11 protein-coding genes and 1 riboswitch are annotated in these 12,660 nt (G+C 38.6%); of the genes, 10 read left to right on the top strand and 1 reads right to left on the bottom strand.

Annotation, left to right across the window (positions count from 1 at the left end; genetic code table 11):
• Positions 1 to 253: 253 nt before the first annotated feature.
• Entirely contained in the window at positions 254 to 2,026 is a 1,773-nt protein-coding gene (gene uvrC / locus FI644_RS15920) for an excinuclease ABC subunit UvrC (RefSeq protein ID WP_053477225.1), read from the top strand.
• 64 nt (positions 2,027 to 2,090) lie between these two features.
• Positions 2,091 to 2,271, top strand: a riboswitch (Lysine riboswitch).
• Positions 2,272 to 2,430: 159 nt separating this feature from the next.
• Positions 2,431 to 3,660: an aspartate kinase gene (locus FI644_RS15925; RefSeq protein WP_053477224.1), complete on the top strand. Its 1,230-nt coding sequence runs from the start codon at positions 2,431 to 2,433 to the stop codon at positions 3,658 to 3,660.
• Between the two features lie 54 nt (positions 3,661 to 3,714).
• Here FI644_RS15925 and FI644_RS15930 read toward each other — a convergent pair whose 3' ends face one another.
• On the bottom strand, positions 3,715 to 4,173 hold the full coding sequence (locus tag FI644_RS15930; protein WP_053477223.1) for a YslB family protein: 459 nt from the start codon (positions 4,171 to 4,173) through the stop codon (positions 3,715 to 3,717).
• Positions 4,174 to 4,561: 388 nt separating this feature from the next.
• Between FI644_RS15930 and FI644_RS15935 the strand changes: the two genes are divergently transcribed.
• The 8 genes from FI644_RS15935 (at position 4,562) to recQ (ending at position 12,620) form a co-directional block, all read left to right on the top strand.
• Positions 4,562 to 5,170, top strand: a complete 609-nt coding sequence (locus FI644_RS15935; protein WP_053477222.1) for a succinate dehydrogenase cytochrome b558 subunit — start codon at positions 4,562 to 4,564, stop codon at positions 5,168 to 5,170.
• Positions 5,171 to 5,249: 79 nt separating this feature from the next.
• Positions 5,250 to 7,001, top strand: coding sequence for a succinate dehydrogenase flavoprotein subunit (gene sdhA, locus FI644_RS15940; RefSeq protein WP_053477221.1), 1,752 nt, complete (start codon positions 5,250 to 5,252; stop codon positions 6,999 to 7,001).
• An 18-nt stretch (positions 7,002 to 7,019) separates the two neighbouring features.
• Complete coding sequence (gene sdhB, locus FI644_RS15945; RefSeq protein WP_053477220.1) at positions 7,020 to 7,781, top strand: succinate dehydrogenase iron-sulfur subunit; 762 nt, start codon at positions 7,020 to 7,022, stop codon at positions 7,779 to 7,781.
• 345 nt (positions 7,782 to 8,126) lie between these two features.
• Positions 8,127 to 8,591, top strand: coding sequence for an acyl-CoA thioesterase (locus tag FI644_RS15950; RefSeq protein WP_053477219.1), 465 nt, complete (start codon positions 8,127 to 8,129; stop codon positions 8,589 to 8,591).
• Positions 8,592 to 8,739: 148 nt separating this feature from the next.
• Positions 8,740 to 8,964, top strand: coding sequence for a helix-turn-helix domain-containing protein (locus FI644_RS15955; RefSeq protein ID WP_009333184.1), 225 nt, complete (start codon positions 8,740 to 8,742; stop codon positions 8,962 to 8,964).
• A 174-nt stretch (positions 8,965 to 9,138) separates the two neighbouring features.
• Positions 9,139 to 9,597: a MarR family winged helix-turn-helix transcriptional regulator gene (locus tag FI644_RS15960; protein WP_053477218.1), complete on the top strand. Its 459-nt coding sequence runs from the start codon at positions 9,139 to 9,141 to the stop codon at positions 9,595 to 9,597.
• 10 nt (positions 9,598 to 9,607) lie between these two features.
• On the top strand, positions 9,608 to 10,402 hold the full coding sequence (gene racE / locus FI644_RS15965) for a glutamate racemase (RefSeq protein ID WP_053477217.1): 795 nt from the start codon (positions 9,608 to 9,610) through the stop codon (positions 10,400 to 10,402).
• 76 nt (positions 10,403 to 10,478) lie between these two features.
• Positions 10,479 to 12,620, top strand: a complete 2,142-nt coding sequence (recQ, locus tag FI644_RS15970) for a DNA helicase RecQ (protein ID WP_053477216.1) — start codon at positions 10,479 to 10,481, stop codon at positions 12,618 to 12,620.
• Positions 12,621 to 12,660 lie beyond the last annotated feature (40 nt).

Below are 12,660 nucleotides of genomic sequence, written 5' to 3' on the forward strand. Positions count from 1 at the left end.
GAGCGGAGGGCACTTGACTCCTGCGGGAGGAGTGGGAGCGGGAGACCCCGCAGACGCAAAGCGTCGAGGAGGCTCCCGTTCCTCCCCGCGGAAAGCAAGTGCCCGTAGCGGAAATCAACGGGCTAAATTCATTAACAAAAACAACAATCTATGGGAAAAGAGCATAAAAAAAAATAATTAAAATCCTCGGCTTTATTTAAGCCGGGGATTTTTGTATGATCAATTTAGGAATATCCTCGGGAGGTGACATCGGATGAATGAAATTATAAAAAATAAATTAATGCTCCTGCCTGATCAGCCGGGCTGTTATTTAATGAAAGACCGTCAAGGGACGATCATTTATGTTGGGAAAGCAAAAGTATTAAAAAATCGAGTCCGCTCTTATTTTACAGGATCACACGACGGGAAGACATTAAGGCTTGTAAATGAAATTGAAGACCTCGAATATATTGTAACCTCCTCCAATATGGAAGCACTCATTCTTGAAATGAATTTAATTAAAAAATATGATCCGAAATATAATGTTATGCTTAAGGATGATAAAAGCTATCCTTTTATTAAATTAACAGCAGAGAGGCATCCGCGCCTGATTACAACAAGAAAAGTAAAAAAAGATAAAGGGAAATATTTCGGTCCTTATCCAAATGTACAAGCAGCAAATGAGACGAAGAAGCTATTAGATCGGATTTATCCATTAAGGAAATGTACAACCTTGCCTGACCGAGTTTGCCTATATTACCATTTAGGACAATGTCTCGCACCATGTGTGAACGAGGTAGGCGAACAGGAATATAAACAGATGGTTGATGAGATTACAAAGTTTCTTAACGGGGGCTATAAGGATATTAAAAAGGATTTAACAGAGAAGATGACGGCAGCTGCTGAAGAGCTGGATTTTGAAAGGGCAAAGGAATTTCGAGATAAGATTGCTCATATTGATGCGACAATGGAAAAACAAAAGATTACTTCTACAGATATGACTGATCGTGATGTGTTTGGTTATGCGGTCGACAAAGGATGGATGTGTGTACAAGTTTTCTTTATTAGACAGGGGAAATTAATCGAGCGTGATGTATCGATGTTTCCGATCCATAATGAGCCAGAAGAAGAAATGTTGACCTTTCTTGGTCAATTTTACTCAAAAGCCAACCATTTTAAGCCACGTGAAATCTTGGTTCCAGACTCCATCAATGCTGAAATGGCAGCAGAATTTTTGGAGGTTAAAGTTTTAGTCCCTCAGCGTGGACAGAAAAAAGAATTGGTAAAGCTTGCATATAAAAATGCGAAGATAGCATTGAAGGAGAAGTTCTCTCTAATTGAGCGTGATGAGGATCGAACGATTAAGGCGGTAGAAAGCCTAGGTCAGCAGCTTGGAATTTATACCCCGCACCGAATTGAGGCATTTGATAATTCCAATATTCAAGGAACAGATCCAGTTTCTGCGATGATTGTTTTTATCGACGGCAAACCAGAAAAAAGGGAATATCGAAAATACAAAATAAAATCTGTCCAAGGTCCTGATGATTATGAATCTATGAGGGAGGTTGTTCGCAGGCGTTATACACGTGTGCTGAAGGAAGGCTTGGCTCTCCCGGATTTAATCATTATTGATGGAGGCAAAGGGCATGTTGAAGCGGTAAGAGATATACTAGAAAATGAGCTGAATCTAGATATTCCTATTTCAGGACTAGTTAAGGATGAGAAGCATCGGACATCCCAGCTCCTATACGGAAATCCGCTTGCAATCATTCCATTGGCACGAAACAGCCAGGAATTTTATTTGCTGCAAAGGATTCAAGATGAAGTACATCGTTTTGCAATCACCTTCCATAGACAGCTTCGTGGAAAAAGTGCATTTCAATCGATGCTTGATGATATCCCGGGAATTGGCGAAAAACGAAAAAAACAGCTGTTAAAAACGTTTGGATCTATAAAGAAAATGAAAGAAGCAACGATCGAAGAGTTCACACAAATTGGCATTCCGGTAAATGTAGCGGAGGAATTAATGAAAAAATTGCAAGAATAGTATTGTTTGAAAAAAATGAATATGCTATAATTACTGAAAATTTAATATCACTTTATAACGTTAAAGTGAAGGTAGAGGTGCAAACTTCATAAGTAAAGGCTTGGAGAAGAATGAGCTTCAATGAAAAGCTTTGAAAGGGAATGTTTGCCGAAGTGAAGAAAGTCTCATCGCTTTCTTTGCTGGTTTTGCATTTAATAAATGCAAGATTGTCAAGATAATTAATATCTTGGAGAGCTATCTCACTGTGTGCACGTATGTCTTTTTATACGGGTGACTCACAGCAATGGGATAGATTCTCATTGCTTTTTTCTATGCCCAAAATTCATTCGTACTAAATAGGTTTTAGAGGATGAGTATAAGTAAGAAGAAATCAGCCACAAGAAAAGGCAGAGAGAGGGAATAAAGTGGGAGTAATCGTGCAGAAATTTGGTGGAACCTCAGTAGGAGATGCTAAGAAAATTCAAGGCGTGGCAAGTCGGGTAATCGAGGAAAGAGAAAAAGGAAACAATGTTGTTGTCGTCGTATCAGCAATGGGAAAATCGACTGATCATCTCGTTGATCTCGCAAAAGGAATTTCTTCACAGCCGAGCAGAAGAGAAATGGACATGCTTTTAACAACTGGGGAGCAGATCACCATTTCATTATTAGCAATGGCATTAACAGAAAGAGGGTATCCAGCTATATCTCTCACTGGCTGGCAGGCAGGAATTAAGACAGAGCCTGTTCATGGGAATGCTAGAATAATAGGTATAAATACAGAAAAAGTAGAAAAAGAACTGGCAGAGGGGACAATTGTTGTTGTGGCTGGATTCCAGGGAATAACGGAGGAAGGGGCTATTTCAACCCTAGGCAGAGGCGGGTCTGATACAACTGCTGTAGCTTTGGCTGCGGCACTTAATGCGGATAAATGTGAAATATTCACGGATGTGACTGGTGTTTTTACAACAGATCCCCGCTATGTTAAAGATGCAAGAAAGCTTTTGGCGGTATCATATGACGAAATGCTAGAGCTTGCCCATTTAGGTGCAGGTGTTTTACATCCAAGAGCAGTTGAGTTTGCCAAAAACTATCAAATACTGTTAGAAGTCAGGTCAAGTATAGAAAAAGAAGCAGGTACGATTATTGAGGAGGAAGCGGCAATGGAACAAAATTTAGTAGTACGGGGAGTAGCCTTTGAAGATAATATTACGAGAGTAACTGTTATTGGCATGCCGAATTCCTTAACAGGGCTATCTGTAATTTTTACTGAATTAGCCAAAAATCATATAAATGTAGATATTATTATACAGAGCACACTAGCAGAACAATTGACTAACTTATCTTTTTCAATTAAAAATGAAGATTTGGCAGAAACGATTCATGTACTAGAAGACAGTAAGAAGAAGCTGAATTATGAACGGATAGAATCAGAGGCTGGACTTGCCAAAGTATCGATTGTGGGGTCAGGAATGGTTTCAAACCCAGGGGTAGCAGCTGAAATGTTTGAAGTATTGGCGGAGAATAATATTGCTGTTAAAATGGTCAGCACCTCTGAGATCAAGGTATCTACGGTCATAGAGCATGAAGAAATGATTCATGCAGTTGAAGTATTGCATGAGGCCTTTCAGCTTTCAGGTTCTCCAGTTATATCCTAGTAAAAAAGCTTTCAAGCATTCGAATGCTTGAAAGCTTTTTACATGAATGATTATTTAGGGCTGAATGGTATCCTTTTTATCCCACTTAACGGTAAAGTATATTTTTCCCTTTTTCTTTTTATTAGGATGTTCAAATGCCTCACAGATTACTTCTTTTTGGAGCTCAATCTGCTGTGCAATAAATCCAGCTTCGAGCTGAAAAGTAGATTCACTGTTTTCCCTGCAGCGCTGTTTAATTAATGGGCTGAATAATTCCAGCTCCATTTCATTTTTTGACTCTTTAATGATCGTTAGGCTGCCCCAAGCTGCTTGTTGAAAAAACGCTGAAATTTCATCAAAAGTTTCCATAGGATATTTACGTGCAAGTCTTTTTCCTGCCCAGTATAAAATCTCTGGTGCATCATCTCCTAATAATTCATGCAAAAGAACTTCCCGAATGAGTTCATAACCGAATACGGGAACGGTTTCAGTTGTATTTTCAAGTGTCATGATTTCAGATGCTGATTCGCTCAAACTTGATTCCCCTCTTTCTAGTATTCTTCTATTATATACAAAACAGATGAAAATTAGACATTTATTCAGGGAAAAAAGGTTATTTTTGCTCAAGGAAATTATTGCTATATTAATATAAATAGCCATGATAGTGGCTTATTGAAAAATAAGGGTTTTTATTTTTATTTTGCAATACCAATATATTTTAATAATTTTATTTTTTATGAACATTTTATGTAATCGTTTCCTTGACGCTCTATGGTGTTGAGAGTAAAATGGACATGTCACATAATTGTAAGAAAATGCAGTAACATTTTTATGGTGATGTTTAGGTGGAATAATTTAATACTTATTTTTCAAAAAATGAAAAATGATACCTTGACATCTTTAAAATCTAGGGGGGTAAAACATGGCGGGAAATCGAGAGTTTTTTAATCGCAGATTGCATTCATTACTTGGTGTTATTCCGATTGGCTTGTTTTTAATTCAGCATCTTGTAGTGAATCATTTTGCAACAGGAGGAGAAGAGTCGTTTAACAAAGCGGCTGGTTTCATGGAACATCTTCCGTTCCGAATTATTTTAGAGACTTTTATTATCTTCCTTCCAATATTATTTCATGCAATTTACGGCCTATATATTGCTTTTACTGCAAAAAATAATGCGAGCAGATTTGGCTTCTTCCGTAACTGGATGTTTTTACTTCAACGTGTAACTGGAGTTATAACCCTTATATTTATTGTTTGGCATGTTTGGCAGACTCGTGTGCAGGCAGCCTTTGGAGCAGAAGTAAACTTTCAAATGATGGAGAATATCTTGTCTAATCCATTTATGCTATGGTTCTACATTATTTGTGTTGTGTCGGCAATTTTCCACTTTGCAAACGGGCTTTGGTCTTTCTGCGTTAGCTGGGGGATTACGATTTCACCACGCTCTCAATTAATTTCAACATATGTAACAATGGGTATTTTTGTGGCCCTTTCAATTGTGGGAATTCGTGCGATTTTTGCATTTGTTTAATAGAAAATTAAAAACTATCAAACTCAGTTCGGTTCTTTGATAAAGTTTGGATTTACTAAGTATTAGGGAGTGAGTCACAATGGGTAAAGGTAAGGTTATCGTTGTCGGCGGTGGTCTAGCTGGCTTAATGGCAACAATTAAAGTTGCAGAAACAGGGACTCCGGTTGAATTATTTTCTTTAGTGCCGGTTAAACGATCTCACTCTGTTTGTGCCCAAGGGGGTATTAACGGAGCGGTAAATACAAAAGGAGAAGGCGATTCACCATGGATTCATTTTGACGATACAATCTATGGCGGAGACTTCTTAGCCAATCAGCCTCCTGTTAAAGCAATGGCAGAAGCGGCACCAGGAATTATTCACTTATTGGATCGTATGGGAGTTATGTTTAACCGTACGCCTGAAGGATTACTTGACTTCCGCCGTTTCGGAGGTACACAGCATCACCGTACAGCGTTTGCAGGTGCAACAACTGGTCAGCAATTGCTTTATGCGTTGGACGAGCAGGTGCGCCGTCATGAAGTTTCGGGATTAGTAACAAAGTATGAGGGCTGGGAATTTCTAGGTGCGGTTGTTGATGAAGAAGGCATTTGCCGCGGAGTTGTTGCGCAGAACCTAACTTCGATGGAGATTAAATCATTTGCGGGCGATGCGGTGATTATGGCGACGGGTGGCCCTGGAATTATCTTTGGAAAATCAACGAACTCTGTAATCAATACTGGTTCTGCGGCATCTATTGTTTATCAGCAAGGCGTCTATTATGCGAATGGTGAGTTCATTCAAATTCACCCGACAGCGATTCCTGGGGATGACAAGCTTCGTTTAATGAGTGAATCAGCTCGTGGTGAAGGTGGCCGTATTTGGACATATAAGGACGGAAAACCATGGTATTTCTTAGAAGAGAAGTATCCTGCTTACGGAAACCTTGTTCCTCGTGATATTGCAACACGTGAAATCTTCGATGTTTGTGTGAGTCAGAAGTTAGGGATTAATGGGGAAAACATGGTTTACCTTGATCTCTCTCATAAAGATCCTCATGAACTAGATGTGAAACTTGGCGGAATTATTGAAATTTATGAAAAGTTTACTGGCGATGACCCACGTAAGCTTCCAATGAAAATATTCCCTGCTGTTCACTATTCAATGGGCGGTCTGTGGGTAGATTATGATCAAATGACAAATATTCCAGGATTATTTGCTGCTGGAGAATGTGATTATTCTCAGCACGGTGCAAACCGCCTTGGTGCAAACTCATTGCTTTCAGCTATTTTCGGAGGAATGGTAGCTGGTCCAAAGGCATTGGAATACATGGCAGGTCTTAATAAGCGAGCTGAAGATGTTTCTTCTTCTGTATTTGACGGTTTTGTTAAGCAGGAAGAAGATAAATGGAATAAGATTATGTCAATGAACGGAACTGAAAATGCTTACGTTCTTCATAAAGAGCTTGGCGAATGGATGACTGACAATGTGACAGTTGTACGACATAATGACAGACTTCTTAAAACAGATGAAAAAATTGTTGAGTTATTGGAGCGTTACCAGAATATTAACATTAATGATACATCAAAATGGAGCAATCAAGGTGCATTCTTTACGCGTCAGCTGCAAAACATGCTTCAATTGGCACGTGTTATTACAATTGGTGCTTATAACCGTAATGAAAGCCGTGGGGCTCATTACAAGCCAGAATTCCCTAAACGTAACGATGAAGAGTTCTTAAAAACAACGATGGCAAAGTTCGTTGATGCTAACTCTGCTCCTGCCTTCCATTATGAAGAGGTCGATACTGGCATGATCAAACCACGTGAACGTGACTATACAAAAAAACATTAATAGAAAGGGAGAGTAATGATGAGTGACAAAAAAACAGTTCGCTTTATAATAACTCGTCAAGATAATCCAGATTCTGCCCCTTACCAACAAGAGTTCGAACTTGATTATCGTCCGAATATGAACGTCATCTCAGCGTTAATGGAAATCAGACGTAACCCGGTAGATGTGAAAGGAAATCAAACAGCTCCTGTTTCATGGGATATGAACTGTCTTGAGGAAGTTTGCGGTGCCTGCTCAATGGTAATCAATGGCAAGCCTCGTCAATCCTGTACAGCTCTTGTAGACCAGCTTGAGCAGCCAATCCGCTTAGAACCAATGCGTACCTTCCCTGTTGTCCGTGACTTGCAGGTTGATAGAAGCCGTATGTTTGATTCCTTGAAAAAGGTAAAGGCTTGGATTCCTATTGATGGAACATATGACCTTGGTCCGGGACCACGTATGCCTGAGCCGAAGCGTCAATGGGCATATGAATTATCAAAATGTATGACATGTGGCGTATGTTTAGAAGCATGTCCGAATGTAAATAGCAAAACAAACTTTATGGGACCAGCTGTCTTTAACCAAGTCCGTTTATTCAATGCACACCCAACTGGCGCAATGAATAAGGCAGAACGTTTAAACGCCTTTATGGATGATGGCGGTATGCAAGGCTGCGGTAACTCACAAAACTGTGTACAATCGTGTCCAAAAGGGATTCCAATTACAACTTCCATCGCGGCAGTCAACCGTGATGCCACATTGCAATCATTTAAAAACTTCTTTGGAAGTGACCAGGTTTAATATTAGAAATACCCCGCTCTTTAATATGAGTGGGGTTTTTTTGTATCAACAATGTTGGCCAAGTATCTTGGTTGACTGTAGCGGAAGGTGCGAGACTCCTGCGGGAGGAGTCGGACAGGTGAGACCCCGTAGGAGCGTTGTGCTCCGAGGAGGCTCAGCGCCCACCCCGCGGAAAGCGAGCAACCTGTAGCGGAAGTCAACACCTGCCTATTAGATTTAATTAGCAATTATTTCCGTGAAATTAATGAAAGGTCTAAAAATAGGAGACTCTACTTTTCAAATAATTCAAATTAATCTATAATAAATATAATGAATGGTGATTCATTTTGAAGTGGAGGTAGGAAAATGTCAAAAATAAATTATATTCCTGATATGGCTGAGTGGGAAAAGGATTTCGAATTTTATTATGAAATGAAAGTCCGCTTCTCGGAAACAGATATGTTCGGCCACCTAAACAATACAGTTCCTTTCACGTATTTTGAGATGGCAAGAATCGAATTTTTTAAGTATAAGGGTTTTATGCAGGAATGGGTAAAACCAACGAACGAAACCATACCTGTTGTTGCTGATCTCCAATGTGATTTCCTTCAACAAGTCTTTTTTGATGAAAATCTGAAGGTATATGTGAAGGCAAATTCGATTGGAAAATCTTCAGTTGATATTCACTATATGGGCAAAAAGGAAGATGGCACGATTTGTTTCACAGGTAGAGGGGCAATGGTGCAAATGTCAAAAAGAGTAGGAAAAGGTGTTCCTTGGACAGAAGACCAGCGAAAATTGCTTAAAGATCATGAGAAAATAAAAGCTTAATTACGCAGAAACACATTTTCTAAAATAAAACGTTCTCCTTCAAGGAATTGCAGTCACTTCAGGTCCGTGCCTGACATATGATATGGTGACTAAATATATACCCACCCCACGGTTCATAGCTGGCGAAAGGCAAGGAGGGTTACAATACTTGAAGGAGAACGAATATACTCACAAGCCGTTACTCACCAAACGAGAAAGAGAAGTATTCGAACTGTTAGTACAAGATAAAACAACAAGAGAAATCGCTGGTGAATTGTTTATAAGCGAGAAAACAGTTCGGAACCACATTTCGAATGCCATGCAAAAGCTTGGTGTTAAGGGGCGATCACAAGCTGTTGTAGAGCTCCTTCGTATGGGAGAGCTAGAACTTTAATTTAGACCGGCAATCCATTTTATTGGATGCCGGTTAAAATTATTTTTGGCAAGACTTATTATTGCTTTTATTTCTCCTTGAAATTTACTCGAAAAAAGGCGAAAATAAATGAAAAAGAAAGTCATTTTAGTAGGATATAGATGATTAGAAAAGCAATTATGGGAGTTGTTTCTAATGGAGCTAGAAGATGTGATCATTAACGAAGAAGTAGATTCTGTGGCAGCAATTGAAAAAGAACTACGATACATATCAGGAATTATTAAACAAAAAGGCCGCGAAATTTTAAGTAATTACAAGATTACTCCACCCCAATTTGTTGCTCTACAGTGGCTTTTTGAAGATGGAGATATGACGATTGGCGAGCTTTCTAATAAAATGTATCTTGCATTTAGTACAACAACCGACCTTGTTGATCGGATGGAAAAGAATACACTTGTAAAACGGGTGAAAGACCCGAATGATCGCAGAGTCGTCCGCATCCATCTTCTTGAAGAGGGCGAACGGATTATTGATGAAGTTATCCAAAAAAGACAGTTATACTTAAAAGAGGTGCTGATTAATTTTTCACATGAAGAAGTTCAGCTCCTTAAGACAAATCTTTTGAAATTACACCAAGATATGCGCGGAGAATGAGGCGGTATGTTTGAAACGACCAATTGGAATCATTGATTCAGGTGTCGGAGGGCTGACTGTAGCAAAAGAGGTTATGCGTCAGCTGCCGAATGAAAATATTGTATACCTAGGCGATACAGCTCGCTGTCCATATGGACCAAGACCTGGTAAAGAAGTAAAAGCGTTTACATGGGAATTAACTCAATTTCTGTTAACGAAAGATATAAAAATGCTAATAATAGCTTGTAATACTGCAACAGCCGTGGTGCTGGATGAAATTCGCAATGAGTTATCCATTCCTGTCATTGGTGTTATTTCTCCTGGGGCAAGGGCGGCTATTAAGAAAACAGAAAATCATAGGATTGGCGTAATTGGAACAATTGGGACAATAAAAAGCGGGGCATATGAACAAGCGTTAAAGCAAATAAACAGAAGGGCGGTCGTGCATAGTTTGGCATGTCCAAAATTTGTTCCGCTTGTTGAAAGCGGAGAATACGGTGGTCCTTTAGCAAAAAAGGTTGTTACCGAAACGCTGCAGCCCCTTTTAAATCATAATTTAGATACCTTAATATTAGGATGTACGCATTATCCTCTACTGGAACAGCCGATTCAACATGTGATGGGGGATCGAGTGAAAGTAATTAGCTCTGGTGAGGAAACTGCAAGAGAAGCTAGTGCCATTCTCTCTCATTATGAAATGCTTAATTCATACGAGAATGAAACGGAGCACCAATTTTTTACGACAGGTTCTAGAACGATTTTTAAAAAGATTGCGGCTGAATGGCTTCAGCTGCCTATCATAAATGTAAAAAAAATTACACTTTAAAACCTTCATACTGAAGGTTTTTTTGATATAGAATCATGATAGAATAAAGAAAATGAATGAGAATAAGGTGATAGATTTGTTGAAAGAAGCTGAAGATTATTTAAAGCAATATTTTGGTTACTCCTCCTTCCGCCCGGGTCAAGGAGAGATCATCCGTAATCTATTGAAACAGACAAATACCCTCGGGATCCTTCCAACCGGAGGCGGGAAATCTCTTTGCTTCCAAATCCCAGCTCTTATGCTCCCAGGTCTTGCCGTTGTTATTTCTCCATTAATCTCTCTCATGAAAGATCAAGTTGATGCATTATTAGCGGCAAATATAGATGCCACATTTATAAATAGTTCTCTTTCAAGTCAGGAATATAAGGAAAGAATGTCCGGTATACGCCAAGGTGATTTCAAGCTTGTTTATGTTGCACCTGAACGATTTGAATCAGAGAGTTTCTTAGATATGCTTAATTCTTTAGATATTTCAATGATTGTATTTGATGAAGCACATTGTATCTCACAATGGGGACATGATTTCAGACCGAGCTATCGATCAATCGTTATGAATTTAAATAAATTAAATAAAAAACCTGTAATTGCCGCACTAACAGCTACCGCAACAAAGGATGTAGCGGATGATATTCGAAATTTATTAAATATAACTGAAGGAGATAGTTTTATCACCGGCTTTGCTAGAGAGAATCTAGCTTTTCATATGATAAAGGGCATGAATAAAAGAGATTTTATCAGTCAATTTATAAAAAAACATCCAAATGATTCAGGGATTATTTACACTACTAGCCGAAAAGAGACAGATCAGCTTTATAATCATTTGAAAACACTTAATCATTCCGTTGCAAAATACCATGCTGGGCTGGGAGAAGCAGACCGGAAACAGGCGCAGGATAAGTTTGTTTATGATGAAGCTGATATTATGATCGCAACAAATGCATTTGGCATGGGGATTGATAAATCGAATGTTCGTTTTGTTATTCACTATAACCTTCCCCGAAACATTGAAGCATATTATCAAGAAGCAGGACGTGCTGGCAGAGATGGAGAAGAAAGTTCTTGTTATTTACTTTTTTCTCCACAGGATATTCAGCTCCAAAAATTTTTAATTGAAGAATCAAATCTAGATTTTCAGAAGCGGGAACAAGAATACAATAAATTAAAGCAAATGGTGAACTACTGCCATACAGAAAAATGCTTGCAATCCTATATTATTGAGTATTTTGATGCAAATAGTAAAATGGAGGCTTGCGGGAAATGCAGCAATTGCATGGATAAACGTGAGCAAGTAGATATTACGAAGGAAGCGCTGATGATCTTTTCCTGCATCAAAAGGATGGGGGAGCGATTTGGTGTAACACTTACTGCCCAGGTTTTAAAAGGTTCGCAAAATAAGCGAATTAAAGAATTATGTTTTAACGAATTATCTACTTATGGACTGTTAAAACATTATAAGGAAAAAGAAATAAGTGATATCATTAACTATTTGCTTGCTGAAGGCTACCTTCTATTGACTGACAGCCAGTTCCCGGTTGTCAAGCTTAGTGAAAAATCATTGCCAGTTTTAAAGCAACAGGAAAAGCTTTATATGAAAATGACGATTCAAGCATTTGACACTCCAGTTGAAGAAAATAGTGATCTATTTATCGTTCTTCGTACACTTCGCAAGCAACTGGCAGACCAGGAAAAGGTCCCTCCATACGTTGTCTTTGCAGATACAGCTTTAAGAGAAATGAGCCAGTATTACCCTACAGAGAAAGACGAAATGTTGAAAATTAAAGGTGTTGGCCAAATGAAATATGAAAAGTATGGAGTATTTTTCATAGAAGAAATCAAAAAATATATGTCTGAGAATAATATCGAAGTGGAGAAGAAAACTTCTGAGAGAGATCAGAATATTCCTTTGAGGAATCAAGAAAAGCCAGATGTACCAAGCTATTTGCATTCCTATCAATCTTATACTGATGGGATGTCAATTAATGAAATTGCGAAAGCTCGTAATTTTTCTCCAATTACGATTCAAGAACATATCTTGCGTGCGGTTCGAGAGGGGCAGGAAATTAACTGGAAAAATATATTTGATGACGAAACTGAAGTACTTATTTTAGAAGCGGTACAAAAAGTAGGGACAGAAAAGCTTAAACCCATTAAGGAAGAACTGCCTGATGAAGTTGATTATTTTTCAATTAAAGCAGTGCTGACAAAGAATGGTCTATGAAAAAGAGAAGCTAAGAAAAATCAAATTTTTTTCTCCGAAG

Origin of the sequence: Cytobacillus solani, assembly GCF_006704205.1 — a bacterium.
In the GTDB taxonomy this organism is placed as follows: domain Bacteria; phylum Bacillota; class Bacilli; order Bacillales; family Cytobacillaceae; genus Cytobacillus; species Cytobacillus solani.